This window comes from Stenotrophomonas sp. YJH_SMC_37, assembly GCF_059370035.1.
On record NZ_JCAFTG010000004.1, the window covers coordinates 41,317 to 67,460 of the forward strand.

The window sequence follows — 26,144 nt, forward strand, 5'->3', positions numbered from 1 at the left end:
ACCCCTGGGGATCCGACCCCGGTGCGGTCAGCCCTTGACCACGCCCAGTTCGACGCCGATGCGCGTGAATGCATCGATCGCGCGGTCCAGATGCTCGCGGCTGTGCGCGGCGCTGATCTGGGTGCGGATGCGCGCCTGGCCCTTGGGTACCACCGGGAAGAAGAAACCGATCGCGTAGATGCCTTCTTCGAGCAGGCGCTCGGCGAACTTCTGTGCCAGCGGCGCGTCGTACAGCATCACCGGGCTGATCGGATGTACGCCCGGCTTCACGTCGAAACCGGCCGCGGTCATTTTTTCGCGGAAGTAGGCGGTGTTCTCGGCCAGCGTGCTGCGCAGGTCGTCGGCGGCGGCCAGCATTTCGAATGCCTTGATGCCTGCGGCCACCACGTGCGGCGGCAGCGAGTTGGAGAACAGGTACGGGCGCGAGCGCTGGCGCAGCAGTTCGATCACTTCGGCGCTGGCGCAGGTAAAGCCGCCAAGTGCGCCACCCATGGCCTTGCCCAGGGTGCCGGTGATGATGTCGATCTTCTCCAGCACGCCCTTGACCTCGGCCGAACCGCGGCCGGTGGCGCCAAGGAAACCGGTGGCGTGGCATTCGTCGATGTGCACCAGCGCGTTGTACTTCTTCGCCAGCGCAGTGATCTCGTCCAGCGGCGCGATGAAGCCGTCCATCGAGAACACGCCGTCGGTGGTGATCAGCTTGGTCTTGCAGCCGGCGGCATCGGCGGCCTGCAGCTGGGCTTCCAGGTCGGCCATGTCGCAGTTGGCGTAGCGGAAACGCTTGGCCTTGCACAGGCGCACGCCGTCGATGATCGACGCATGGTTCAGTGCGTCGGAAATGATCGCGTCATTCTCGCCAAGCAGTGGCTCGAACAGGCCGCCATTGGCATCGAAGCAGGCCGCGTACAGGATGGTGTCCTGCTTGCCGAAGAAATCGGCGATCTGCTTCTCCAGCTGCTTGTGCAGGTCCTGGGTGCCGCAGATGAAGCGCACCGACGCCATGCCGAAGCCGTGGCTGTCCAGCGCGTCCTTGGCGGCCTGGATCAGGTCCGGGTGGTCGGCCAGGCCCAGATAGTTGTTGGCACAGAAATTCAGCACCGTGCGGCCGTCGTCGAGGGTGATCTCGGCCGACTGCGGGCTGGTGATGATCCGCTCGGACTTGAACAGGCCCTGGGCGCGGATGGCGTCCAGTTCCTCGGCGTAGTGGCGGGTCAGGGCGGAGGAGGGGTCGGTCATGGCGTGGGCACGGTTCTGAGCGGGGAAACCGCTGATTCTACCGGGCATCGCCGCTTGCCAACCGGCGCAGTTGCGGCGTCACCAGAGCGGACACATGTTGCATCGCAATAGCGAACGGGTTAAAAATTCGTGAACCGGCGCTGTCCCGCTCCGGCCGCCCCGCCTTCCGCGCCACGCCACCGCCCCCACCGGAGACGCTCATGAAGCACGCCCGTGCCTGCCTCGCCATTGCCGCTGCCCTGTCCATGGCCGCCCCGTTCACCGCCAGTGCCCAGGAAGACGAATCGCCGTACAGCTGGAACGTCACCGCCGTTTCCGATTACCTGTTCCGTGGTGTCTCACAGACCGACGAAAAGCCGACCCTGCAGGCGGGGTTCACCTACACCTCGCCGGTCGGCCTGTATGCCGGTGTCTGGGGTTCGGGCGTCGACTTCGGTCCGGGCGACCCGAGCACCGAGGTCGACTACCAGATTGGCTATGGCGTTGACGTCACGCCCCGCGTCAATTTCGACGCCCTGCTGAACCGCTACACCTACCTCGGTGCCAGCGAGCTGAACTACAACGAGCTGATCACCACCACCACGCTGGATGAGACCTACAAGCTGACGGTGGCCTACACCAACGATGTCTGGAACAGCAGCACCGATGGCTGGTACTTCGGCCTGGGCGGCAGCTGGGGCCTGCCGAAAGACTTCACCCTGAATGCCAACGTCGGTCGCAGCACCTTCGAGGACGGCATCGCCAAGGACTACACCGACTGGAACGTCGGCGTCGCGCGCCAGTTCGGCCTGTTCAACGTCGGCCTCGGCTACTACGGCACCGACGGCAACGGCCGCGACAACTCCGGCAAGCTGGCCCACAGCCGGGTGATGCTGAGCGTGGCCGTCGGCAAGTAACGCCGCAGGCGTTACGGCAGGTGCCGGGCTTGCCTGGCACGCATTGGAAAAGGCGCCCATCGGGCGCCTTTTTCATTCCGGTGACGCCGGGCATGGCCCGGCGCTACCGTGGGGCGGATCAGTTCCAGCTCAATACCACTTTGCCGGCCTTGCCTTCTTCCATCAGGTCGAAGCCCTTCTGGAAATCGTCAATCGGCAGCTGGTGGGTCATCACCTTGCCGAGCGGGAAGCCGGACAGCACCAGCTGGGTCATCTTGTACCAGGTCTCGTACATCTTGCGGCCGTAGATGCCCTGCACGGTCAGGCCCTTGAAGATGATCTTGTCCCAGTCGCAGCCGGCGCCCTTGGGCATGATGCCGAGCATGGCGATCTTGCCGCCGTGGTACATGCAGTCGAGCATGTCATTGAAAGCGCGCGGGTTGCCGCTCATTTCCAGGCCCACGTCGAAGCCTTCCATGTGCAGTTCCTTCATCACGTCCTTCAGCGACTGGTTGGCCACGTTGACCACGCGGGTAGCGCCCATGTCGGCGGCCAGCTTCAGGCGGAAGTCGTTGACGTCGGTCACCACTACGTTACGCGCGCCGATGTGCTTGCAGATGCCGGCGGCGATGATGCCGATCGGGCCGGCACCGGTGATCAGCACGTCCTCCCCGATCACATCGAATTCCAGCGCACAGTGCGCGGCGTTGCCGTAAGGATCGAAGAACGCGGCCAGCTCCGACGGAATCTGGTCCGGGATCGGCCACAGGTTGCTGGCCGGCATCACCATGTATTCGGCGAACGCGCCGTTGACGTTGACGCCGATGCCGACGGTGTTCGGACACAGGTGCGGGCGGCCGCCCCGGCAGTTGCGGCAATGACCGCAGACGATGTGGCCTTCGGCCGAGACGCGCTGGCCGATCTCATAGCCGGTCACTGCCGAGCCCAGCGCGGCGACGCGGCCGACGAATTCGTGGCCGATGGTCAGGCCCGGCTTGATGGTGCGCTGGCTCCACTCGTCCCACAGGTAGATGTGCAGGTCGGTACCGCAGATCGCGGTCTTCTCCAGCTTGATCAGGACCTCGTTCGGGCCGGGGGTCGGCACCGGAACTTCTTCCAGCCAGATGCCCTTGGCTGCTTCGCGCTTGACCAGGGCCTTCATCGTTTGCTGCGCCATCGGGGTGGAACTCATCAGGGGGGAAAGCGCGGATTATAGGGTGCCGCGCGGATTTCCCATGTTGCGCTGCGGGTGCAGTGGTGGAACGAAAGGCGTGCGCCGGCGGGCGTTTCGAACGTACTGCGAACAGCGGCGCCTCCCTGATCCGGGAAAGGGGGCGTGGTCACCCTGGCCGGGACACGCAAAAGCCCATCCATGGTGCTCGATGGCGCCTTGCTCGTGCGCGCTATCCTGCGCACACGGCAAGACCGGGGTTGGGCGTCCTGCCCAACCCGCCAGTCGCATGCGCCCGGCCCATGGCGCCAACGGTCCCGTCCAGGGTGACCACGCCCCCTCTGGACGATTTCCGTGTGCGCGGCCGACGTGCGCGTGGCAGAGCAAGAAGCAGGCCCATGACTTCCGGGGTTCGGGCCGGGGCAGGGCGGCGGGCTACAATCGAGGGTTCCACTACCAGGGGCCGCTCCATGCGCTCGAACCTGCTTGCATTCTCCATCGTCGCCAGCCTCGGGCTGGCCCAGGTCGCCCATGCCGCTGAAGGCATGTGGGTGCCGCAGCAGCTGCCGGAAATCGCCGGCCCGCTGCAGAAGGCCGGCCTGAAGCTGTCCCCGGAACAGCTGTCCAACCTGACCGGCGACCCGATGGGTGCGGTCGTCGCCCTCGGCGGCTGCACCGCCAGCTTCGTCTCGCCGCAGGGTCTGGTGGTCACCAACCACCATTGCGCGTATGGCGCCATCCAGCTGAATTCGACCGCGCAGAAGAACCTGATCAAGGACGGCTTCAACGCGCCGACCCTGAAGGACGAACTGAGCGCCGGCCCGAACGCCCGCGTGTTCGTGCTCGACCAGATCACCGACGTCACCGCCCAGGCCAAGGCCGCCATCGCCGCCGCCGGCAATGACCCGTTGGCCCGCAGCCGCGCGCTGGACGCCTTCGACAAGGCCCAGGTTGCCGCCTGTGAGGCCGATGCCGGTTTCCGCTGCCGCCTGTACAGCTTCTCCGGCGGCAACACCTACCGCCTGTTCCGCAACATGGAAATCAAGGATGTGCGCCTGGTCTACGCGCCCCCGGGCAGCGTCGGCAAGTTCGGCGGCGACGTCGACAACTGGATGTGGCCACGCCACACCGGCGATTTCTCGTTCTACCGCGCCTACGTCGGCAAGGACGGCAAGCCGGCCGCCTTCGCCGCCGACAACGTGCCGTACCAGCCCAAGCACTTCCTGAAGTTCGCCGACCAGCCGCTGGGCGCCGACGACTTCGTGATGGTGGCCGGCTACCCGGGCCGCACCAACCGCTACGCGCTGGCCGGTGAGTTCAACGAAACCGCCAGCTTCACCTACCCGACCATCGCCAAGCACTACAACGCGGTGCTGAAGCTGATCGCCGACGCCGGCAAGGCCGACGCCGACGTCAAGGTGAAGTACGCCGCCACCGCCGCCAGCATGAACAACGTGGCCAAGAACTACCTGGGCCAGCTGGAAGGCTTCAAGCGCATCGACGCCGCTGGCCAGAAGCAGGCTGAAGAAGCCGCCGTGCTGGCGTGGCTGAAGAAGCAGGGCGCTGCCGGCAAGCCGGCCCTGGCCGCACACGCGCAGCTGCTCAAGCATCTGGATACCAGCAAGGCCACCCGCGAACGCGACCTGTTCGTCGGCCAGTTCAACAACACCTCGGCCGTTGGCGCGGCGATCACCCTGTACCGCCTGTCGATCGAGCGCAGCAAGCCGGATGCCGAACGCGAAGCCGGTTACCAGGAACGCGACCTGACCACCATCGAAGGTGGCCTGAAGCAGATGGATCGTCGCTACGTGGCGAAGATGGACCAGCAGCTGCAGGCCTACTGGCTGGAGCAGTACGTGGCCCTGCCGGCCGCGCAGCGCGACAATGACGTGCTGAACAAGTGGCTGGCCGGCAGCGATGCCGCTGCGGTGAAGTCGGTGGTGGCCAAGCTGTCGGGCACCGAGCTGGGCAGCCTGGATGCACGCCTGAAGTGGTTCAAGGCCGACCGTGCCGCGTTTGAAGCCAGCAGCGATCCGGCCATCCAGTACGCCGTGGCTGTCATGCCGGCACTGCTGAAGCAGGAAGAGCAGAAGAAGATCCGCGAAGGCGAATCGCTGACCGCGCGCCCGCTGTACCTGCAGGCCGTGGCCGACTACAAGAAGAGCCAGGGTGAGTTTGTCTACCCGGACGCCAACCTGTCGCTGCGCATCACCTTCGGCAACGTCATGGGCTATGGCAAGGACGGCGTGACGTACACCCCGTTCACCACCCTGGAAGGCGTGGCGGCGAAGGAGACCGGTGAAGATCCGTTCGATTCGCCGAAGGCGCTGCTCGATGCGGTCAAGGCCAAGCGTTACGGCGGCCTGGAAGACAAGCGCATCGGTTCGGTGCCGGTGAACTTCCTGTCCAACCTGGACATCACCGGCGGCAACTCGGGTTCGCCGGTGCTGGACGCCAACGGCAAGCTGGTCGGCCTGGCCTTCGATGGCAACTGGGAATCGGTCAGCTCCAACTGGGTGTTCGACCCGGTGATGACCCGCATGATCGCCGTCGACAGCCGCTACATGCAGTGGATCATGCAGGAAGTGGCGCCGGCGCCGCAGCTGCTGAAGGAACTGAACCTGGCGAAATAAACCGGTTGCGGTAGTGCCGGCCGCTGGCCGGCAAACACGACCCGATGGCCGGGAATTCCGAAACCCCGCGACCCACGTCGCGGGGTTTTTTCATGCCCGGCCCGGCCCGGTGCGCCGAACAGGTATCATCCCTGTTCCGCGTGCTTCACAGGATGTGAACGAAACGCGGAAACCTCCTCCCCCCAGGACCCCTTGCACGCATGCGCATCCTGCTTGCCCGCCACGGCGAAACGCCGTGGAACGCCGAAGGCCGCTACCAGGGCCAGATCGACATCCCGCTTTCGCCGATCGGCGAAGCCCAGGCCCAGGCCCTGGGTGCCCGCCTGGCCTCGGTGGACATCACCCGTGCCGTCGCCTCGCCGCTGTCGCGCGCGCAGCGGACCGCGCAGCTGGCGCTTGGCGCCGCCCGCGCCGACATGCTGCTGACCGAGCCGGAGCTGCAGGAAATCGCCCACGGTGAATGGGAAGGGTTGCTGGCCAGCGAGATCCACGAGAAGGATCCGTCGCGCCTGCAGGCCTGGCGCGAGGAGCCGGATACGGTGTTGATGCCCGGCGGCGAATCGCTGCGCCTGGTGCTGGAGCGCAGCTGGCGTGGCCTGGCCCGCGCCACCGAAGGCCTCGGCGAGCACGACACCCTGCTGGTGGTTGCGCACGATGCGGTCAACCGCGTGATCCTGTGCAAGGTGCTGGGCCTGCCGCTTTCCCGGCTGTGGACCTTCCGCCAGGCACCGACCACGCTCAACCTGCTCGAAGGCGCCGACCTGGACAGCCTGGAAGTGGTGCGCCTGAACGACTGCGCCCACCACACGCCGTTCTTCGGCGAAGCCAAGCACCGCGCCCTCTGATTCCCGAACCACCTGCTTCTGCTGGAACCCCTGCCGTGACGAACACCCCGACCACCCTGGCCGACTGGCTGGACTACATTGAACGCCAGCACCCGGCGACCATCGACATGGGCCTGGAGCGCGTGCGCGCCGTGGCCACCGCGATGGGCCTGGGGGCGCCGGGCAAGCGCACCATCGTGGTTGGTGGCACCAACGGCAAGGGCTCGACCGTCGCCTTCATCGAAGCCATTGCACGTGCCGCCGGCTGGAAGGTTGGCGCGTACACCTCGCCGCATCTGCTGCGCTACAACGAGCGCGTGCGCATCGACGGCCAGGACGTGGGCGATGCGGCGCTGGTTGCTGCGTTCAACGCCGTCGAGGCCGCACGCGGCGAGACCACGCTGACCTATTTCGAGTACGGCACGCTGGCCGCGCTGCAGCTGTTCGCCGACGCCGGGCTGGACCTGGCGGTTCTGGAAGTGGGTCTGGGCGGTCGCCTGGATGCGGTCAACATCGTCGACGCCGATGTGGCCGTGATCACCACTGTGGACATCGACCATGCCGAATGGCTGGGCGAAGACCGCGAAGCAATCGGCACCGAAAAGGCCGGCATCATCCGTGGCTGGAAGCCGGTGATCCTGGGTGAGACCGACCCGCCGTCGAGCGTGCTCGCACGGGCCTACCTGGTGGGTGCCAACGCGATCCGCGGCGGCAGCGACTATTTCTACGAGCCGATCGATGCCCAGCGCTGGCGCTGGCGGGACGTTGGCCTGCGCATGGAACTGCCAACCCCGGCGCTGGCCGGGCCGATCCAGCTGGCCAATGCGGGTGCCGCCATTGCTGCGCTGCGCGCGCTGGACAAGCCGGTGCCGCGCGCGGCGTGGGCCGCTGGTATCGCGGCGGCGCGTATCCCGGGTCGGCTGCAGGCGTTCGAGCGAGATGGCGTGCAGATCCGCGTCGACGTCGGGCACAACCCGCAGGCGGCGGGCCAGCTGGCCCGCGCGCTGAAGGCCGAAGCGTCGGCCGGGCGCACCTTGGCGGTGTATGCCGCATTGCAGGACAAGGACGCGGTGGGTGTGGTGCAGGCATTGCAGGGCGTGGTTGGCGAGTGGACCCTTGCCGGCCTGGACGGCCCGCGCGGCCAGAGTGCCGCCCAGTTGCAGGCGCGCCTGGCCGAGACCGATGCTGGCAGCGCGCAGCTGGCCGCTTCGGTCGAGCAGGCGCTGGCGCAGGTACTGGACCGGGCCGAGCGCGGTGACCGCGTACTGGTGTTTGGCTCCTTCCATACCGCCGCCGCCGCGTTGCAGTGGCTGCAGCGCAACGCCTGAGCCACGTTCAGCCAATCCCGACGCCGTCCGGTCCGGCACCCGTATAATCGACCGCAACCTCCGGACAGTTGCCGCCTCACGTGGATACGCCTCTGAAACAGCGTCTGATTGGTGCCATCGTGCTGGTCGCACTGGCCGTGATTTTCCTGCCGATGCTGGTCAAGGGACCTGCACCGGACAGCGGTGTGGCCTCGGTGCCGATCGCCGCGCCGGACGCGCCGGCCGATGGCCAGTTCGAAACCCGTGAACTACCGCTGGTGGCTCCGGCCGGTGGTGCCACCGGCCTGCAGACCGGGCAGGCCAAGCCGCTGCAGGACGCCGCCACGCCGGCCACTCCGCCGACCGTGGACACCTCCCCGGCGGTTGCTGCCGGCAACTACGCCGTCACCTTCGGCGCCTACGGCAGCAGGGCCGACGCCGATGCCGTGATTGCCTACCTGCAGCGCTCGCAGCTGCCGGGCTTCGCAGAAGCGACCACCATCAACGGCCGTCAGGCATGGCGTGTGCGCGTGGGGCCGTACGCCGACCGTGCACAGGCCGAGGCCGCCCGCCTGCAGGCGGTGAAGATCCGTGCCGATGTGAAGGCCGAAGTGATCACCCTGGATGCCGCAGCGGACAGCAGCGCCCCGGTGGCAGCCACCCCGGCACCGGCTACGCCGAGCGCCAGTACCCCATCCGCCGCCACCGCGCCGTCGGCCAGCAGCAACCCGGTGCGCAGTGAAAGCCTGCCGCCGAGTACGCCGACTGCAACGACCACTCCGGCGGCCAAGCCCGAGCCGCCGAAGCCGGCGCCGAAGCCCGAAACCCCGAAGCCCGAGCCGAAGCCGGAGGCCACCGCGAGCAAGCCGGCAACGGCCCCGGCCACGCCGGCAGCACCGGCCGCCAGCGGCGTCGGCTTTGCCGTGCAGCTGGGCGCGTTCGGCCAGGCCAACGATGCCAACGCCCTGCGCGACAAGGTCCGCGCCGCCGGCTTCAGTGCTTTTGTCGAACAGGTGCGCACCGAAAAGGGCACCCTGCATCGCGTCCGCGTCGGGCCGGTGGCCAACCGTGGCGATGCCGAGCAGCTGAAGGCGCAGGTCGCCGCCAAGGTCGGCGTCGCCGGCATGGTCCGGCCGCACCCATGACCCACGCGCAGCCGCGTTGCCAGCGCCGCCGAAGGAGCGGGGCGCCATGATCGACGTGGTGCTGCTGATCGTGATCGCCGCCTCCACCCTGCTGGGGATGCTGCGCGGCTTCGTCGGCATCGTCATTGGCACCCTGTCGTGGCTGCTGGCCGCGTGGGCGGCCTTCGCCTTCGGCAATGATGCCGCCCATTGGTGGGCTGCCCCGGCGGCCCCCGGTGGCGAACACTTCGTCGGCGGCTACCTGGGCGTCGGCATCGGCGTGATGATCGTGGTCGCGGTGATCGGCATGGTCATCAAGGCTCTGGTCCACCGCAGCATGCTGACCAGCCTGGACCGCCTGCTGGGCGGGGTGCTGGGGGCCGTGCGGGGCGGCCTGATCGCCGCGATCCTGCTGCTGCTGGGCAGTTTCACCCCGTTGACTGCCGAGCCCTCCTGGCAGCGCTCGGCGGTGCGGCCACTGCTGAATCCCACCGTTGCCTGGATGAACAGCAAGCTGCCGCACTGGGAGGTTCCCGGGGCCGATCTGTTGCCCAAGGCCTTGCCGACCGACGCGCTGTCCCCATCTGCATTGATGGAGTTGGGCAAGAACGCAGGCGCCGGGTTGGGAAAGCCGGGCGCGGCAGGCGATAATGGCATCCTCAACCAGGTAGTGGCAGGCAGCGGATGGCTGCGGCCTGCGAAAGCGGAACAGGGCGATTCCTACGATCCGGCGGAAGTGCGCCCGGATGCTCCTGCACTGCCGGACAGTATCGAGCCGGGCGATCCGGCCAACGTCGACCGCGTGCGCGGCGACCACCGCGGCCAGGTACGGCCACCTTCCTTGTAACTGGGCACAGCCCAGCGGAGACCTCGCATCATGTGTGGCATCGTCGGAATCGTCGGCAACCAGAACGTCGCCGGGCAGTTGTATGACGGCTTGACCGTCCTCCAGCACCGTGGCCAGGATGCGGCGGGCATCGCCACCGCCAGCGGCAGCCGCCTGCGCGTGCAGAAGGCCACCGGCCTGGTCCGCGATGTGTTCGATGCCCGCACCATGTCCACCCTGGAAGGCAGCGTGGGCATTGCCCACGTGCGCTACCCGACCGCCGGTTCGGAAGGCATGGACGAGGCGCAGCCGTTCTACGTCAATTCGCCGTACGGCATCGCGCTGGCCCACAACGGCAACCTGATCAACACCGAGGTGCTGCGCCAGCAGGTGTTCGAACAGGACCGCCGCAACGTCAACACCGATTCGGACAGCGAAGTGCTGCTGAACGTGTTCGCCTACGAACTGGAACAGCAGCGCCAGCTCAGCCCGGAAGCGGCCATCCGCGCGGTGGCCGGCGTGCACCGCCGCTGCAAGGGTGGCTATGCAGTGGTCAGCGTGGTGCTGGGCCTGGGCCTGGTCGCCTTCCGCGACCCGCATGGCATCCGTCCGCTGGTGCTGGGCAAGCGCAGCCATGCCGAGGGCGACGAGTACATCGTGGCGTCCGAGTCGGCCGCGCTGGACGTGCTGGGCTTCCAGCGCGTGCGCGATGTGCAGCCGGGCGAAGCGCTGGTGATCACCGCGCGTGGCGAGCTGTTCTCGGAGATCTGCGCCGAGCCGGCCGAGCACACCCCGTGCATCTTCGAATACGTGTACTTCGCGCGCCCGGACTCGATGATCGACAACGTCTCGGTGCACAAGGCGCGCATGCGCATGGGCATCAAGCTGGGCGAGAAGATCCTGCGCCTGCGCCCGGATCATGACATCGACACCATCATCCCGATCCCGGACACCTCGCGCGACGCGGCGCTGGAAATCTCCAACGTACTTGGGGTGAAGTACCGCGAAGGCTTCATCAAGAACCGCTACATCGGCCGTACCTTCATCATGCCGGGGCAGGGCGAACGCGTGAAGTCGGTGCGTCGCAAGCTCAACCCGATCCACCTTGAGTTCCGCAACCGCGTGGTGCTGCTGGTGGACGATTCGATCGTGCGTGGCACCACCAGCCAGCAGATCGTGCAGATGGCCCGTGACGCGGGCGCGCGCAAGGTCTATCTGGCCAGCGCCGCGCCGCCGGTGCGCTACCCGAACATCTACGGCATCGACATGCCGGCGGCCGAGGAACTGGTCGCGCACAACCGCAGCGTGGAAGAGATCGAAGCCCACCTGGGCTGCGACTGGCTGATCTACCAGGACCTGGAAGACATGGAAGCGGCAGTGAGCGAAGGCAACCCGGCGCTGCGCAGCTTCGATTCGTCCTGCTTCAACGGCCACTACCCGACCGGCATTGAACCGGGCTACTTCGAGCGCATCCAGCAGCTGCGGTCGGACGACGCCAAGCACAAGCGCCGCGCCTGAGGACCAGGCGTGGTCGATGTACCCGACGTTGGTGGCGACCTGCTGCGCGCAGCGCAGCAGTGCCTGGCCGAAGCCGACCCGCTGCGCAAGGTTGCGCTGACCCAGGCGTATGCGGCCGCGTTCCGTGCCGGTCGCCTGAAGGTGGTGGCCGATGCGCCACCGCCGGAACCGATCCGCATGCCGGGCCGGCCAGCGCAGCTGATGCTGGTGCATCCGCGCGAAGTTCCGCGGCGCGGACTGGGTGGCGTGGAAGGTCGGGCTGCCTTCATCCACGCCATCGCCCATATCGAACTCAACGCGATCGACCTGGCTTGGGACGCGGTGTACCGCTTCCGTGGCCTGCCGTCGGCGTTTCATGCCGACTGGGTCAGCTGTGCCGACGACGAATCGCGGCATTTCATGCTGCTGCGCGAGCGCCTGCAGGTGCATGGCCACGACTACGCCGACTTCCCCGCGCACAACGGCCTGTGGGAAATGTGCGAAAAGACCGCGCACGATGGCCTGGCACGCATGGCGCTGGTGCCGCGCGTGCTGGAAGCGCGAGGCCTGGACGTGACGCCCGGCATGATCGAGAAACTGCGCAATGTCGGTGATGGCGAAACCGCCGATGTGCTGGAGGTGATCCTGCGTGAGGAAGTGGCGCATGTTGCCGCCGGTTCGCGCTGGTACCGCTGGTACTGCGACCGCGCCGGTGTCGAGCCGCGCGCACGTTTCAAGGAACTGCTTGTGGAGTATGCCGGCGGCTACCTGCACGGGCCGTTCAACATGGAAGCGCGCCTGCTGGCCGGGTTCGATGCGGATGAGCTGGCCAACCTTGTCGAGCAGGCCGGCTGAGAACAGGGGAGGTCCCCTTTTCTTATGCGTTCGGCAACACCACGCGCTTGCCATCCACGGTTGGCCGGTTGATATAGAACAAGCCAGGGCCTGGCCGGTACGGCAGTTCGCTGACGCCGGCATCGGCGGCGTAGGTCAGTGCGGTGTCGCCCAGCGCATCGAAGTTCCAGTGCGCCGACTGCATCAGGTAACGCCGACGCAGCAGCGCCTCCTGTGTCGCCGTCAGTGGCTGTCCGGCCACCAGGCGCCGTGCGATAGGCCGCAGGGCGGACGGCAGTTCCCAGCCGGGAACCTCGGCGGCATTTGCAGTCCATTGCACGCCGGCATCGATGGCCTGCTGCTGCATCACCTGCAGTGCGATCAACTGGTAACGCCAGTCGATGGGCCGGCGCAGTACCACAGCGGCGGTCACATACAGCACCGGTGACAACAGCACGCTGCGGCTGCCGGCGCGTCGCTGCTGCTGCCACTGGTGCCAGACATCCACCCAGATTTCCTTCTCGTCCACGCCCAGCTGCTGTCGCCAGCGTTCGGCATCGGCCTGTGTTTCAGCATAGGCCGTGGTGGCCTGCAGCATCGCCAGTGGAGGAATCTGGTAGTCGGCAACCGCGGGGCGGCGCAGCAACTGCCGGCGCGGGCGACTGAGCAGCTTGGGCCCTTCGTCGAGCTGGTTGTAGCCGCCACCGATGTTGGCGTGCACGCCGGGCAGAGCAATCTCGGTGAACGGCGGCGCCACGCTGGTCAGTGCATAGTGCTGGCGATGTTCATCACGCGCGGTGAGCTGCACGACGTGGCGTGCGATGCCACTGCGCAGCGCCAGTTGCGGCTGTTCCTCGGCGCGGCCGCCATTGACCGCGACAACGGTGTCGAACAGCCCGATGAAGCGCAGCACCGGCGTGGACGGGGCGAAGTTCGCAGTGCAGGACAGGCCGGCGGCCTGTAGCAGCTGGCGCCAGCGCACGCCGTCCCAGCCCTGAAGTTGGTTGGCGATGTCACGTGCGGCAGCAGCGCCGCGTGAATAACCGAACAGGTCCAGCTGCACGCCATGCAGCGGTCGCTGCCAGCGTGCGGATAGTCCCGACAGTGCGGCCGGAAGCAGCACCTGCAGCGCGCGCTGCACTTTCGCGCGCACACCACTGGCGCCGATGCCGAACGCCAGTCCGATCAGGTCGTCGTCGGCATCGTCGCGGGTGCCCACGCCTTCCACGTAGATCGACAGCGAAGGTGTGGCCATCGCATCGCGGCGGCTGTCCGGATACAGCTGCTGCAGGCGTGCGATGTTGGTCAGGCCGTTGTCGTAGCTGCTGGTCAGCCGGCTCTGGTAGGTCGAATCGTCATCCGCACGCAGCTGCGCCGGACGTGGCTGCGGAACCCGGGGGCGACCGCGTGCCAGGTTGTGTGCGTTGTTGCGGGTGCCATCGAAGAACAGGCCTATCCGCAGCAAGCCGACATCTTCGTCCGTGTCCTGCGATGGAGCCATGTGCATGTCCCGTCGTGGCTACGTCACGGTAGCGCGAAAGCGGTGTATTGGCGAAGTGTAGTGACGCTTTTGACCTTAATTAACGTAGATGCGGTGGATCACAGTTCCTGATTTTCATCTCCGTCTTCTATTGAATTCACACGGCCCACGCAGGCCATATGGCCAGACCCGGCAAACCCGGGCGTGCTGCATCAACGCTGTTCACATCATTCAAGGAGCGACGCAATGTTGTCCAGATCGATTGGCAAAGCGGCAGGTGGCCTGGTGTTGGGTTTGTCGGTGGCAGCGGCCGCGCAGGCGGCACCGTTGTTCGAGCCAGTGACGGTCATCAGCCGTGCATCGGCAAACAGTGAGCCCGCGCTGGGCAAGCTGCTGGCCACCCCGTCCACCGCGACGGTACAGGAAGTGCGTGTCGATGCAGCTGCCACCGCGCAGCCGCAGCTCGAGTTCGAACTGCTCGGCCGGCGCGTGCAGGCGGTGCGCAGCAAGGTGGAGGCGCTGCCCGATGGCGGCAGCATCTGGTACGGCCAGTTCCGCTCCCCTTCGGACAAGCTGACCGCTGCCACGTCCAATGGCCAGGACGATCCGGGCAATTCGCTGATCCTGGTGCGCTCGGGCGACACCATCACTGGGTCGATCCGCAAGGACGGCAAGCTCTATCGCCTGCGCCCGCTGGGCAACCGCCACGTGCTGGTGGAAGTGGACGAATCGCGGATGCCGGCCGACCATCCGGCCGACTACAACCAGCTGCCGAAAATCCCGATGGGCGCCAACGATCGCATCGGTACCGCACAGGCGTCGTCCGGCACCCCGGCCACCATCCGCGTGCTGGTGGTGGCGACCAATGCGGCCGTGGCGGCCTATGGCGGCAACATGCAGTCGCTGGTGCAGCTGGCCGTGGCCGAGTCCAACCAGGGGTATGTCAACAGCAACGTGGGCATCACCATGCAGCTGGCCCGCTACGAGACCACCAACTACACCGAATCGGGCAGCTTCGATACTGATCTGGCCCGCTTCCGTGGCACCAGCGACGGCTACATGGACAGCATCCACACCAGCCGGAACACCTACACGGCGGACGTGGGCGTGCTGCTGATCAACAACAGTGCGTACTGTGGCCTGGCCTCGGGCATAGGCTCGACGGCTTCCACCGCCTTCGCGGCGGTGTACTGGGATTGCGCGACAGGCTATTACTCGTTCGCGCACGAGATCGGCCACCTGCAGAGTGCACGGCATGATATCGCCACCGACCCGAGCACCTCGCCGTACGCCTATGGCCATGGTTATCGCTATGAGCCGTCCAGCGGCACCGGCTGGCGCACGATCATGGCCTACAACTGCACCCGCAGCTGCCCGCGCCTGAACTACTGGTCCAACCCGAACATCAGCTACAACGGCATCCCGATGGGCAACGCCAGTACCGCCGACAACCAGCGCGTGCTGGTTAATACCAAGGCCACCATCGCGGGCTTCCGCTGAGGCCAGGCGCCGGCCAGGGGCGGTGTCTGCCCGGGTGCGTGCACCTGCCCGGGTAGATGCCAACCCTGGTTGGCACCCTGCGATCCATCATTCGCGCGCGAGCGTATCCAGCGACCAGCCGCCGGCATCCACGCGCAGCACCGATCCCTGTTCGTACCAGTCGCCCAGTACGATGCGGGTGCAGGTGCGTCCACCGGCCTGCAGCGTGTGCACCGCCGGGCGATGGGTGTGGCCATGGATCATCGTATCCACGCCGTGGCGCACGAAGGTGGCATCGACTTCGGCCGGGGCCACGTCGGTGACGGTCTCGAACTGTGCGCGGTCACCCTGCTTCATTTCCGCCTGGCGTGCCTGGCTGGCATCACGCGCCTTCTGCGCGAAGGCGATGCGCGCGGCCAGCGGCTGCGACAGGAACTGCGCCTGGAATGCCGGGTCGCGCGTCTGCGCGCGGAACTGCTGGTAGGGAATGTCGTCGGTGCACAACAGGTCGCCGTGCTGCAGCAGCACCGGGCGGCCGTACAGTTCGATCACGCAGGGGTCGGGCAGGATGCGCAGGCCGGCGCGGCGGGCATAGTCCTCGCCGAGCAGGAAATCGCGGTTGCCGCGGATGAAGTACACCGGCACGCCGCTGTCGAAGAGTGCCTTCAGTGCGTCGGCCACCGCATCGGCGGCGGGTGAGGGCGTGTCGTCGCCGATCCAGGCCTCGAACAGGTCGCCCAGGATGTACAGCGCATCGGCGCCGGGCGCCTGGTCGCGCAGGAAGCGCAGGAACAGGTCGGTGATCTCCGGACGGCTGGGGTCCAGATGCAGGTCGGAAATGAACAGCGTGGTCATGCCTGCATTCTAGGCCATCAACGATGACGGTAGCGCCGGGCCACGCGCGGCCGGTGCAGCGGCCATCACACCGGCAGCGGCAGCCAGGCCAGGCTGGCCGAGGCCAACAGGATGGCGATGCCGGTGGCGGCCAGTACATCGGACGGGTAGTGCAGGCCCAGTACCACCCGCGACAGCGCGACGCCGAAGGTGAAGGGAACCAGCAGCGGTGCCAGCCACGGGTAGTAGGCCAGCGCGACGATGGTGAACGACACCGCGTGCAGGGTGTGCCCGGAAGGGAAGCTGAACTCGTCCAGCGGCGCCACCCAGGCGCGGATGCGCAGATCGGCCGCATACGGGCGAGGGCGTCGGGTCCAGCGCTTGAGGCCCTTGTAGAGCAGCAGTGCGGCCAGCCCGGTGGCGGCCATGTGCACCGATGCACGCAGTCCGTCGAAGCCGTCCAGCAGCACCAGTGCGCCCATCAGCACGTACCAGAACACGCCATCGCCGAGCCGGCTGATGACCGAGAACAGCCGGCGCACACGGCGACGCCGGCAGTAGTGGTTGGCCCGGCGGCACAGCCGTGCTTCGCGGCCGGCCAGCAGCTCAAGCGGCGTAGTGCGCATGGCCGCTCCTCCGCGACTGGGCCAGCTCGGCCAGCAGCGCATCGAATTCGGCAACCACCTGTTGTGGATGCAGGCGCTTCATCGCACGCGCGGCGCTGCTGCCCAACTCGCGGCGCCGTGCATCATCGGCGGCCAGCTGCACGGCTGCCTCGATGAACTGCTCATCGTTTTCCACGGCCGCGCCGTTCTCGCCGTCACGCAGGTATTCGCGAGCCGCGCCATAGTCGAAAGCGACGGTGGCCAGGCCGCTGGCCATGCTTTCCAGGGTCACGTTGCCAAAGGTCTCGCTGCGGCTGGGGAACAGGAACAGATCGCCGCTGGCGAAATGCCGGGCCAGCGCATCGCCGCGCTGGATGCCGCAGAAGATGAAATCCGGGTTTTCATGTGCCAGTTTTTCGCGGGCTGGGCCATCGCCCACCCATACGAAGCGGGCTTTGGGCCGGATCTGCTGCAGGCGTCGGAAGGCTCTCACCGCCAGGCCAAGGTTCTTTTCCGCGGCGATGCGGCCGACGTAGATCGCGACCAGGCCATTGCCGTCCACGCCCCATTCCTCGCGCAGCGCCGGGTCGCGCCGGCCGGGATCGAACTGCTGGCTGTCGACCGCGCGCGCCAGCAGGCGCACGCGGTCGAAGCCCTGTTCAACAAGGAACTGCTGCAGTTCGCGGGTGGGCACCAGGGTTGCATCGGCCTGATTGTGGAACCGGCGCATCCAGCGCATCGCCGCGGCCTGCAGCCAGGCCACGCCGTAGTCGGGCAGGTACTCGTCGAAGCGGGTGTGGAAACCACTGGCGACCGGAATGCCAAGGCGGCGTGCGGTGCGCAGCGCCGACCAGCCCAGCGGGCCCTCCGTGGCAATGTAGACCGCATCGGGACGCTGCTGCTGCCAGTGGCGGTTGAGCCGGATCGGCGCAGGCAGGCCGAAGCGCAGGCCGGGGTAGCGCGGCAGTGCGGCGCCCGGAACCAGCAGCGCACCTAGCGCCGAGTCCGGTGCTTCGCTGGCCTGGCGTGGCCGGATCAGGTCGATTTCATGGCCGGAATTGCGCAGTCCCTGCTCCAGGCCCTGCACGGTGAGGGCAACGCCGTTCACTTCCGGCGGGTAGGTCTCGGTGACGATGGCATAGCGCATGGCGGGCCTCCGGGTTTCCGGCATGCTCGGGCCTGGCGATGTAGCGGATATGACCGCTTTGCGACCACGGGATGACGGCCGTCCGGTTGCCGTGGAGCCACGGCCCCGAAGGGCCGTGGCGGTGCTGCAGCAGGCGCGGTGGATCAGAAGCGCTGCTGGTATTTCATGTAGATGAAACGACCAATGTCGAAGCCACCGTAGTAGGAGAAATTGGCGCTCGGCTGGCTGTACATGACCGGACCCTGGCGGCCGAACACATTGTTGGCACCGATCGAGACGGTCGCATCCCATGGCAGGTTGTAGCGTGCCTGCACGTCGTGGAAGGTGACCGATCCGCGACGGTTGTAGTCACGGCTGCCGCTGAACCATGGTGCGCGCTGGTCGGGGTGCGAACACTCGTTCGGATACTCATCAACGCCCAGGCAGCGCTCCTTGACCGCAGAGAAGTAGCGCAGGCCCCAGGTCAGGCCGAGGTTGCCGCGTTCCCAGCCCAGCGATGCGTTGGAGCGCACGCGGAAGCCGATGCCACCGTCGGTGGCGATGCCATTGCTGGGAATCGGCGGTACATCCGCCTCGTTGGTGGTCCGTTGCTCCGCAGCGACCACATAGGTGGTCTTCCAGTCGGCGCTCAACGTGCCCCAGGAGGTTTCGATCTTGTGGCCGATCTCCAGGTCATAGCCTTCGGCCTGGCGGAAACCGCTGTTGCGGCTGCCATAGCTGAGCGTGTTGACGATGCCCAGCTCCGGGTCGCGGGTAAAGCTGCCGCAGCGCTCGGCGATGCCCAGTTCGTAGCAGTCGCGGAGGATGTCGTTGGGGTGGTCGGCGACAATGGTGTTGTCGATGCGGATCTTCCACCAGTCCAGCGCGATGTTCAGCCCTTCGGCAAACGTCGGGCTCCACACCAGGCCCAGGGTGCGGCTGGTAGAGGTTTCCGGCTTCAGGTCGGGATTGGAACCGTTGGTGAAGGGCAGCGGTGTCTGCCCGCTGCTGCCGGTGATCGGCTCATTGCCCTGGCCGAGCTGGCGGTAGCTGTCTGCATTGGCGATGTCGGCGGCGCAGCGTGCACGCACCTCCGGGCTGCTGGCGGCCGCGCCATACACCGTATCGCAGGGGTCACGGAAGCCGGTGGTGAAGGTCTGCGAACCCCCACCGTACAGATTCGCGATGGTCGGTGCACGGAAGCCCTGCGCCCAGGTGCCGCGGACCAGCAGCTGGTCGATCGGCTTCCACGACACGCCGAACTTGCTGTTGAGGGTTCCGCCGAAGGTGGTGTAGTCCGAGTAGCGCGTTGCCGCGTCGAGGGTCAGCTGGCGTGCACCGGGGAGGTCGTGCAGCAACGGCACGCTCAGCTCCAGGTAGGCCTCGTCGACGCGGTAACCCCCTCCAGTGGGGCCCGCCGCCAGGTTGGTGGTGGCACCGGTCTGGGCCAGCGCGTCGGGAATGAAGCGCCCCTCCTCGCGGCGGCTCTCCACGCCCAGGGCGAAGCCCAGTTCCCCCGCAGGCAGCGTGGCAAGGCCTCCACTGAGGCTGGCGAACAGGTTGCGGGTGGTGTTTCTGCCACGGGTGATTTCCTCGGGGAACAGCCAGTCCTGCAGTTCGCTGTTGCCGGTCAGGCCGTAAGGGTCATCCTGGCCATACGGCACCAGCGGATTCCAGGGCTTGCAGCCGGCAATCGGTGCCTCCGGTGTACCGCATTCCACCTTGCCGGTGGCCGGGTTGTAGAACGAAGGGCCGGTGGAATCGGCGACGCGCTGCTTGTGCAGGTTGCCGGTGGCACGCTGCTCCAGTTCGCTGCGGTTGTACTGGTAGCCGGCTTCCCAATCGAACTCGCGACCGACGAACTGGAAGCTGCCTTCAAACGCGGCCACACCCTGCCAGGTGGTCAGTTCGCTGATGCTGACCCGCGGAATCTCCCAGGTGCGGCGGTTCCAGTGCACGTCGCTTGGGTGTTCATAGCCGTGGTGGCTGCCGAACGGGTTGAACCAGCTGTCGGCGGACATCGGCGTGATGCCGGCCGCAGCGGACTGGAACGGATAGCCGGCGACCTGGCGCGTGGTGGTACGCCGGTTGTAGGCCAGCTGCGTATTGAAGCGGACCTGGTCGTTCATATCCATGCGTGCGTCGACAAAGAGCGAATCGCGCTTGATCGGTGTCTGCACGTGCATCTGCTCGTTGCTGTTGCTGACATCACCGGTGAACGGTGTGTTGTCACTGAGGTGGAAACTGTCCGGCCCGCCCGGCTGGCTGCCGCGGTCGAGGGAATAGCTGCAGCCACGGCTGCTGCTGCAGCCCGGGCCCTTGAAGCCGACGATGCGCCCCCACTGGCCGACCGTGGTCCAGCCATCGTCCGGATGACGATCGGTGTAGCTGTAGGCGCTGAAGCCGCGGTCCTTGGCCCATACGCCCTTCTCTTCGACATGCTCGGCGGCGACGCTGATCGAGGCGCGGTCGTTCGACCAGCCGGCAACCACGTCGTACTGGGTGCGCGCACCGTCACCTTCGCTGAACTGCCCGTGGTAGACGTTGGCCGCCACGCCCTGGACGTTGCGCCGGGTGATGATGTTGACCACGCCGGCCATCGCGTCGGAACCGTAGATGGCCGAAGCGCCGTCCTTCAGCACTTCCATGCGCTCCACGGCAGCGGCGGGAATGCTGGAAATGTCCTGGTAACCCGAAGTGGTCATGCCCAGGCGCTTGCCGTTGACCAGCACCAGCGTGCGCTGCGCCCCCAGCCCGCGCATGTCCACGTAGCTGCCGCCGGAGGCTTCGCCACTGCTGAGCGGGCTGGCGCGGCTGAGCGCGGGGCTGCCGGTCGCGGTCAGGTTCTGCAGGATGTCCGCGACGGAATTGAAGCCCTGCCGCTCGATGTCGGCGCGGCTGATGGTCAGCACCGGCTGTGCGGTTTCCAGGTCGACCTGGCGGATGCGCGAACCGGTGATCTCGATACGGTCCAGCGTGGTGGCTTCCGGTGCATGCTGGGCGAATGCGGGGGCGGCCAGTGCGGTGGTGGCCGTCATCGTCAGTGCACGACGGATCGCCAACCCCAGTTCGGGAATACGGATGGTCATGGGTCTCTCTCTCGGTCTTCGAAGTCTTCGGAACACAGCCAAGCGGGGCTGCGTCAATGCCACCGCGGTGGTGGACGTTCGAACCTAGTGAAGACGGGCGTGGAGACGTATGGGCAAGCGACGAAAGTCGTGCAGACAGGTGTGACGTTTCTGCACAAAGCGGAAGCAGATCAATCGATTGCTCCGGCCTGCGGCGTTACGGCGGAGGCGAGGCAGCGGACCGGGTCCCTGATGGAACGCAGCACGGGCAATGTGGAAAGCGACAGTCTGCGCAGAATCAGAAAGAACCACGGCCCCGAAGGGCCGTGGTCGACAAGCGTCAGCAACGCGGGTGGATCAGAAGCGCTGCTGGTACTTCATGTACATGAAACGACCGATGTCGTAGCCACCGTAGTAGGAGAACGACGAGTTCGGCTTGCTGTACATCACCGGAGCTTCCTTGCCGAACACATTGTTCGCGCCCACCGACACGGTTGCATCCCACGGCAGGTTGTAGCGGAACTGCACGTCGTGGAAGGTCACCGCGCCGCGCTCGTTGTAAGCGGTCGGCGACTTCAGCCACGGAGCCAGGAAGGTCGGATCGGAGCATTCGTCCGCATACCGCGAGGCGTTGAGGCAGCGCTCCTTCACACCGGAGTAGTAGCGTGCCGTCCAGCTGACGCCGAAGTCACCCACATCCCAGCCCAGCACCAGGTTCGAGCGCACGCGGAACGCAAGGCTGGTGGCGGTGCCGATGGTGTTGGCCACGCCGTTGATCGGCGTGATCGCATCACGGACATCATTGGTGGAGCGGTAGACGTTCTTGCTCACATAGGTGCTGGTCCAGCCTGCGCTCAGCTTGCCGTAGCCGGTGTCGACGCGGTAGCTGACATCCAGGTCGTAACCTTCGGTCTCGGCGAAGCCGGCGTTGCGGTTGCCGAACTTCAGGCCGGTGACGATGCCGTTGGACGGGTCGCGGGTGAAGCGGCTGCAGCGCGATTCGATGCCCTGCTCATAGCAGTCCTTCAGGATCTGGTTCGGGCTGTCACCGACGATGGTGTTGTCGATGCGGATCTTCCACCAGTCCAGCGCCACGTTGAAGTTGCTGAGGAAGGTCGGGCTCCACACCAGGCCCAGCGTTTTGCTGGTCGAGGTCTCCGGAACCAGCAGCGGGTTGGAGCCGGACACGAACGGCGTCGGGGTGGCATCCTGCGCCGTGGTTACCGGCGTGTTGCCCTGCTTCAGCTGGCGGAAGTTGGCTGCATCGGCGATGTCACGTGCGCACCGTGCGCGGACTTCGGCACTGCCTTTGGCCGAGCCGAACACGGTGTCGCACGGGTCGCTGAACTGCGCGAAGGTTTCCGAACCACCACCGTACAGATCGTTGATGGTCGGTGCGCGGAAGCCCTCGGCCCAGGTACCACGGACCAGCAGCTGGTCGATCGGCTTCCACTTGAAGCCGAACTTGCTGTTGAGCGTGTTGCCGAAGGTGTTGTACTTGGAATAGCGGGTAGCGGCATTGAAGCTCAGCTCGCGTGCGCCGGGCAGGTCGGCCAGCACCGGCACGTTGAGTTCCAGGTAGGCTTCCTTCACGTTGTAGCTGCCACCGGTCGGGCCAGCGGCCAGGTTGGTGGTGGCACCGGTCTGGGCGAGAGCGTCGGGGGTGTAGCGGCCATCTTCCTTTCGGCTTTCCACACCGAAGGCGAAGCCCAGGTCGCCGGCCGGCAGGGTCAGGATGCTGCCGGACAGATTGGCGAACGCGTTCTTGGTGGTGGTCCGGCCGGTGGTGTGCTCCGCCGGGAACAGCCAGGCCATCAGCTCTTCATTGCCGGTCAGTCCGTTCGGATCGTTTCTGCCGTAGGGCACCAGCGGGTTCCACGGCGTGCAGCCGCTGATCACCGCGCCCGGACGGCCACACATCACCTTGCCGGTGGCCGGATCCAGGAACGACGGGCCCACGGCGTCACGCACGCGCTTCTTGTGCAGGTTGCCGGTGGCGGTGGCGGTCAGCTCGTTGCGGTTGTACTGGTAGCCCACGTCCCAGTCGAAGTAGCGCTGGCCGATCTCGAAGCTGCCATCCAGCGACACTACCGCACGGTAGGTCTTCAGTTCGCTGGTGCTCACGCGCGGGATTTCCCAGGTGCGGCGGTTCCAGGCCACGTCGGTTGGCCTGGCATAGCCGTGCTGGGTGCCGAACGGGTTGAAGTAGCTGTCCTTGGACATCAGGCCGGTGGCGGTCGGGTCACCGGAGATGGACACCGAGCTGGACTGCAGCGGGTAGCCTGCAATCTGGCGCTCGGCCGAACGCTTGTTGTAGCCGAATTCGGTGCGCAGGTTGACCTGGTCGGTGATCTTGAAGCGACCGTCGAAGTACACCGAATCACGCTTGAGCGGATACATGACGTGCATCTGTTCGTTGGCGTTGCTGACGTCGCCGGTGAACGGGGTTGCGTCGGTCAGGTGGTAGTTGGCCGGGTTGGTCGGGTCAGCGCCGCGGTTGAGCGAGTAGCCACACCCCTGGGTGGCGTTGGTGCAGCCCGGGCCGCCCTTCAGGCCGGTAACCTGGCCCCACTGGCTCAGCGTGGTCCAGTTGGAGGCGTCGTTCGGGTGGCGGTCGCTCACGCCGTACTTGCTGAACCAGCGGTCCTTTGCCCAGACGCTCTTTTCTTCGGAGTGCTCCAGTGCCAGGGTCAGCGACACGCGATCGTTGCTCCAGCCGCCGACCACATCGAAGCGGTCACGGGCACCGTCGCCTTCGCTGTACTGGCCGTGGTAGACATTGGCGGTCACGCCGTTGACGTTGGAGCGGGTGATGATGTTGATCACGCCCGCCATCGCGTCGGAACCGTAGATGGCCGAGGCGCCGTCCTTCAGCACTTCAATGCGCTCCACCGCAGACACCGGCAGCGAGGACACGTCCTGGTAGCCGGAGGTGCTGATGCCCAGACGCTTGCCATTGACCAGCACCAGGGTGCGCTGCGCGCCCAGGTTGCGCATGTCGATGTAGGTGCCGCCGGTGTTTTCGCCCGAGCTCAGTGCGTTGGCACGGCTGATCGCCGGGCTGCCCATCGCGGTGACGTTCTGCAGGATGTCGGCCACCGAGCTGAAGCCCTGGCGCTCGATGTCCAGCCGGCTCAGTGCCAGGACCGGCTGAGCGGTCTCCACGTCCACCTGGCGGATGCGCGAGCCAGTGATCTCGATGCGATCCAGGGTGGTCGGCGCGGCGGTGCCGCCACTCTGGGCGAACGCAGGCAGGGCGGACAGCGCCGCCGTGGTTGCCAGGGCGTAGCGGATGGCCTGCCCCAGGGGGGTAGTACGTGAAGTCATGACGAGCTCTCTCTCTCTAAGGTCGTGCAGGGACGCCAAAAAGGGCGTCGAAGAAATCGGCCGCCGAAAAGCGGACCGATGACCCGATAGTAGTCTCGTTGGTTAAGTCTCTGTAAAGAGGATATGTCGGTTTGTACCAGCCTTCTTCATCATATTTCACGAAAGCTCAACAAAAGCAGTCGCTTAGCGGTCACGCTGAATGCGCTTGCTCGACATGATCTGCTGCATCGCAGCAGATCTATGCGGGGCACGTGCGCGAACTGTAACGGTGTGTGACCTACTCCCCTCGTGGGGGCGCGGCGCTCAGGCCACGAACGGCCGGAACTGGATGCCCAGCCCGGCGATGCCATCGGTCTCGCCGATCAGGTCCGCGCGCAGCAGCGGCCGGGCATCGATGAAGGCCTGCGGCACGATCAGCGACAGGCGGTTGTCGTCGGCGGTCAGTTCCAGTGCCGGCAGCGGATCGTCCTCATGGGCACGGTTGAGCAGCACCGCCAGGCGCAGCAGGGCGGCCAGCCGGCGTGCGGTCAGCAGCAGGCGCTCGGGCAGGGCGTCGAAGGCGGTCTTGGTCACGCTGCGGCGGTGGCTGCGCACCAGCGCGGCCAGCATCTGCTGCTCCTGGCGCGAGAAGCCGGCGATATCCGAGTGCTCCAGCACATAGCTGCCGTGCACGTGGTAGCCGCTGTGCGCGATCATCAGGCCCAGCTCGTGCAGGCGCGCGGCCCAGCCGAGCATGCGCGCATCGTCGGCATCGAGCCTCCAGCGATCCTGCACCTGTTCCAGCAGCGACAGCGCGGTCTCCTGCACCCGCTCGGCCTGCACGGTATCGATGCCGTAGCGCTGGCTGAGTGCGGCCACCGATTCATCACGCAGGTCGTTCTCGCCGGCGCGGCCGACGATGTCATACAGGATGCCTTCGCGCATCGCGGCCTTGCTCACCAGCAGCTTCTGCAGGCCCAGCGCCTGGAACGCGGCTTCCAGTACCAGGATCCCGCCGGCGATGATCGGGCGGCGGTCGCTGGACAACCCGGGCAGCTGGATGTCGTCGATCTTCTTCGCCTTCAGCAGTTCATCGCGCAGCTGCGGCAGGGCCTCGGCGGTGATCGCGCCCTTGCTCAGCTTCATCGTCGCGCAGATCTCGCTGATCGCCTTGTGCGTGCCTGAAGAACCCAGGGCTTCCTGCCAGCCCAGCGCACGGTACTTGCTGGCGAAGGGCTGGAACTCACGGCCGATCTCGGCCAGCGCATCCTTCCAGCGCTTCTTGCTCAGCTTGCCGCCAGGGAAGAAACGCCGTGTGCTGGCGATGCAGCCGGCCTGCAGGCTTTCGCGCTCCAGGGTCTGCATGCCCATGCCGATGATGAATTCCGTGGAGCCGCCGCCGATATCGATCACCAGCCGGCGCTGGCCGGGCTTGGGTGGTTGCGCATGGGCCACGCCCAGGTAGATCAGGCGCGCTTCTTCGCGACCGCTGACCACTTCGATGGCATGCCCGAGCGCGGTTTCGGCGGGAACCAGGAACGACTGCGGCGAGCGCAGCTGGCGCACGGTGTTGGTGGCCAGCGCACGCACCCGGTGCGGCGGCACATTGCGGATGCGCTGGCCGAAGCGGGCCAGGCATTCCAGGGCACGTTGGCGTGCAGCGGAAGAGAGACCACCCTTGCCATCCAGGCCATCGGCCATGCGCACCGTCTCGCGCAGGCGGTCGATCACCCGCAGCTGACCGAGCGTGTAGCGCGCGATGACCATGTGGAAACTGTTGGAGCCAAGGTCGATGGCGGCCAGCAGGTCGCCATCCTGCAATGCGGGCGGAGTCGTGGTGGTATGCGGCATGGACGAATGTTAGCCGAAGGGGCGGTGTGCTCGTCACCGCGCGGCCTTCACATTTTGGAAGGAGGCGT

At 66.5% G+C, this 26,144-nt stretch carries 18 protein-coding genes; 9 read left to right on the forward strand and 9 right to left on the reverse strand.

Features of this window, described 5'->3' with window-relative positions:
• Positions 1-27: 27 nt before the first annotated feature.
• On the reverse strand, positions 28-1,236 hold the full coding sequence (gene kbl, locus AC5P8J_RS07110; protein WP_021202257.1) for a glycine C-acetyltransferase: 1,209 nt from the start codon (positions 1,234-1,236) through the stop codon (positions 28-30).
• Between the two features lie 200 nt (positions 1,237-1,436).
• On the opposite strand from kbl, the gene AC5P8J_RS07115 reads away from it, so the two are divergent.
• Positions 1,437-2,132: a TorF family putative porin gene (locus AC5P8J_RS07115; protein ID WP_021202258.1), complete on the forward strand. Its 696-nt coding sequence runs from the start codon at positions 1,437-1,439 to the stop codon at positions 2,130-2,132.
• Positions 2,133-2,250: 118 nt separating this feature from the next.
• Here AC5P8J_RS07115 and tdh read toward each other — a convergent pair whose 3' ends face one another.
• Complete coding sequence (gene tdh, locus AC5P8J_RS07120; protein WP_026346966.1) at positions 2,251-3,273, reverse strand: L-threonine 3-dehydrogenase; 1,023 nt, start codon at positions 3,271-3,273, stop codon at positions 2,251-2,253.
• Positions 3,274-3,752: 479 nt separating this feature from the next.
• Here tdh and AC5P8J_RS07125 point away from each other — a divergent pair, with 479 nt between their 5' ends.
• The 7 genes from AC5P8J_RS07125 to AC5P8J_RS07155 all read left to right on the forward strand — a co-directional run bounded on the left by AC5P8J_RS07125 (position 3,753) and on the right by AC5P8J_RS07155 (position 12,348).
• Complete coding sequence (locus AC5P8J_RS07125; protein ID WP_134730173.1) at positions 3,753-5,915, forward strand: S46 family peptidase; 2,163 nt, start codon at positions 3,753-3,755, stop codon at positions 5,913-5,915.
• Positions 5,916-6,115: 200 nt separating this feature from the next.
• Positions 6,116-6,760, forward strand: coding sequence for a histidine phosphatase family protein (locus AC5P8J_RS07130; protein ID WP_005408242.1), 645 nt, complete (start codon positions 6,116-6,118; stop codon positions 6,758-6,760).
• A gap of 35 nt (positions 6,761-6,795) precedes the next feature.
• Complete coding sequence (folC, locus tag AC5P8J_RS07135) at positions 6,796-8,067, forward strand: bifunctional tetrahydrofolate synthase/dihydrofolate synthase (RefSeq protein ID WP_494539989.1); 1,272 nt, start codon at positions 6,796-6,798, stop codon at positions 8,065-8,067.
• Between the two features lie 80 nt (positions 8,068-8,147).
• Entirely contained in the window at positions 8,148-9,191 is a 1,044-nt protein-coding gene (locus AC5P8J_RS07140) for an SPOR domain-containing protein (RefSeq protein ID WP_227853012.1), read from the forward strand.
• A 46-nt stretch (positions 9,192-9,237) separates the two neighbouring features.
• Positions 9,238-10,017, forward strand: coding sequence for a CvpA family protein (locus AC5P8J_RS07145; RefSeq protein ID WP_019659549.1), 780 nt, complete (start codon positions 9,238-9,240; stop codon positions 10,015-10,017).
• A 30-nt stretch (positions 10,018-10,047) separates the two neighbouring features.
• Positions 10,048-11,514 (forward strand): amidophosphoribosyltransferase, encoded by a 1,467-nt coding sequence (gene purF, locus AC5P8J_RS07150; RefSeq protein ID WP_495216734.1) that lies wholly within the window; start codon positions 10,048-10,050, stop codon positions 11,512-11,514.
• Positions 11,515-11,523: 9 nt separating this feature from the next.
• Complete coding sequence (locus AC5P8J_RS07155) at positions 11,524-12,348, forward strand: ferritin-like domain-containing protein (RefSeq protein WP_155029009.1); 825 nt, start codon at positions 11,524-11,526, stop codon at positions 12,346-12,348.
• Positions 12,349-12,370: 22 nt separating this feature from the next.
• Here the strand turns inward: AC5P8J_RS07155 and AC5P8J_RS07160 are convergent, their stop codons facing one another.
• Positions 12,371-13,828, reverse strand: coding sequence for a T6SS phospholipase effector Tle1-like catalytic domain-containing protein (locus AC5P8J_RS07160; RefSeq protein ID WP_021202989.1), 1,458 nt, complete (start codon positions 13,826-13,828; stop codon positions 12,371-12,373).
• Between the two features lie 225 nt (positions 13,829-14,053).
• On the opposite strand from AC5P8J_RS07160, the gene AC5P8J_RS07165 reads away from it, so the two are divergent.
• On the forward strand, positions 14,054-15,307 hold the full coding sequence (locus AC5P8J_RS07165; protein WP_019659545.1) for a M12 family metallo-peptidase: 1,254 nt from the start codon (positions 14,054-14,056) through the stop codon (positions 15,305-15,307).
• An 87-nt stretch (positions 15,308-15,394) separates the two neighbouring features.
• On the opposite strand, the gene lpxH is transcribed toward AC5P8J_RS07165, so the two are convergent.
• From lpxH to ppx, 6 genes are all read right to left on the reverse strand, one after another.
• Positions 15,395-16,141 (reverse strand): UDP-2,3-diacylglucosamine diphosphatase, encoded by a 747-nt coding sequence (lpxH, locus tag AC5P8J_RS07170; protein WP_019659544.1) that lies wholly within the window; start codon positions 16,139-16,141, stop codon positions 15,395-15,397.
• 65 nt (positions 16,142-16,206) lie between these two features.
• Entirely contained in the window at positions 16,207-16,746 is a 540-nt protein-coding gene (locus AC5P8J_RS07175; RefSeq protein WP_010483928.1) for a phosphatase PAP2 family protein, read from the reverse strand.
• Complete coding sequence (locus AC5P8J_RS07180; protein WP_171952411.1) at positions 16,727-17,872, reverse strand: glycosyltransferase family 4 protein; 1,146 nt, start codon at positions 17,870-17,872, stop codon at positions 16,727-16,729. The genes AC5P8J_RS07175 and AC5P8J_RS07180 overlap by 20 nt, the downstream gene beginning before the upstream one ends.
• Positions 17,873-18,015: 143 nt before the next feature.
• Entirely contained in the window at positions 18,016-20,940 is a 2,925-nt protein-coding gene (locus tag AC5P8J_RS07185; protein ID WP_134730185.1) for a TonB-dependent receptor domain-containing protein, read from the reverse strand.
• Between the two features lie 336 nt (positions 20,941-21,276).
• Complete coding sequence (locus tag AC5P8J_RS07190) at positions 21,277-24,246, reverse strand: TonB-dependent receptor domain-containing protein (RefSeq protein WP_495216735.1); 2,970 nt, start codon at positions 24,244-24,246, stop codon at positions 21,277-21,279.
• 303 nt (positions 24,247-24,549) lie between these two features.
• The gene (gene ppx, locus AC5P8J_RS07195) at positions 24,550-26,076 is read right to left on the reverse strand and encodes an exopolyphosphatase (RefSeq protein WP_019659539.1); all 1,527 of its coding nucleotides are present in this window, start codon (positions 26,074-26,076) and stop codon (positions 24,550-24,552) included.
• Between the last annotated feature and the right edge of the window lie 68 nt (positions 26,077-26,144).

Coding starts and splice junctions, on each gene's coding strand:
- kbl (WP_021202257.1), bottom strand. CDS start 1,236: ATGACCGACCCCTCCTCCGCCCTGACCCGCCACTACGCCGAGGAACTG.
- AC5P8J_RS07115 (WP_021202258.1), top strand. CDS start 1,437: ATGAAGCACGCCCGTGCCTGCCTCGCCATTGCCGCTGCCCTGTCCATG.
- tdh (WP_026346966.1), bottom strand. CDS start 3,273: ATGAAGGCCCTGGTCAAGCGCGAAGCAGCCAAGGGCATCTGGCTGGAA.
- AC5P8J_RS07125 (WP_134730173.1), top strand. CDS start 3,753: ATGCGCTCGAACCTGCTTGCATTCTCCATCGTCGCCAGCCTCGGGCTG.
- AC5P8J_RS07130 (WP_005408242.1), top strand. CDS start 6,116: ATGCGCATCCTGCTTGCCCGCCACGGCGAAACGCCGTGGAACGCCGAA.
- AC5P8J_RS07145 (WP_019659549.1), top strand. CDS start 9,238: ATGATCGACGTGGTGCTGCTGATCGTGATCGCCGCCTCCACCCTGCTG.
- purF (WP_495216734.1), top strand. CDS start 10,048: ATGTGTGGCATCGTCGGAATCGTCGGCAACCAGAACGTCGCCGGGCAG.
- AC5P8J_RS07160 (WP_021202989.1), bottom strand. CDS start 13,828: ATGGCTCCATCGCAGGACACGGACGAAGATGTCGGCTTGCTGCGGATA.
- AC5P8J_RS07165 (WP_019659545.1), top strand. CDS start 14,054: ATGTTGTCCAGATCGATTGGCAAAGCGGCAGGTGGCCTGGTGTTGGGT.
- lpxH (WP_019659544.1), bottom strand. CDS start 16,141: ATGACCACGCTGTTCATTTCCGACCTGCATCTGGACCCCAGCCGTCCG.
- AC5P8J_RS07175 (WP_010483928.1), bottom strand. CDS start 16,746: ATGCGCACTACGCCGCTTGAGCTGCTGGCCGGCCGCGAAGCACGGCTG.
- AC5P8J_RS07180 (WP_171952411.1), bottom strand. CDS start 17,872: ATGCGCTATGCCATCGTCACCGAGACCTACCCGCCGGAAGTGAACGGC.
- AC5P8J_RS07185 (WP_134730185.1), bottom strand. CDS start 20,940: ATGACCATCCGTATTCCCGAACTGGGGTTGGCGATCCGTCGTGCACTG.
- AC5P8J_RS07190 (WP_495216735.1), bottom strand. CDS start 24,246: ATGACTTCACGTACTACCCCCCTGGGGCAGGCCATCCGCTACGCCCTG.
- ppx (WP_019659539.1), bottom strand. CDS start 26,076: ATGCCGCATACCACCACGACTCCGCCCGCATTGCAGGATGGCGACCTG.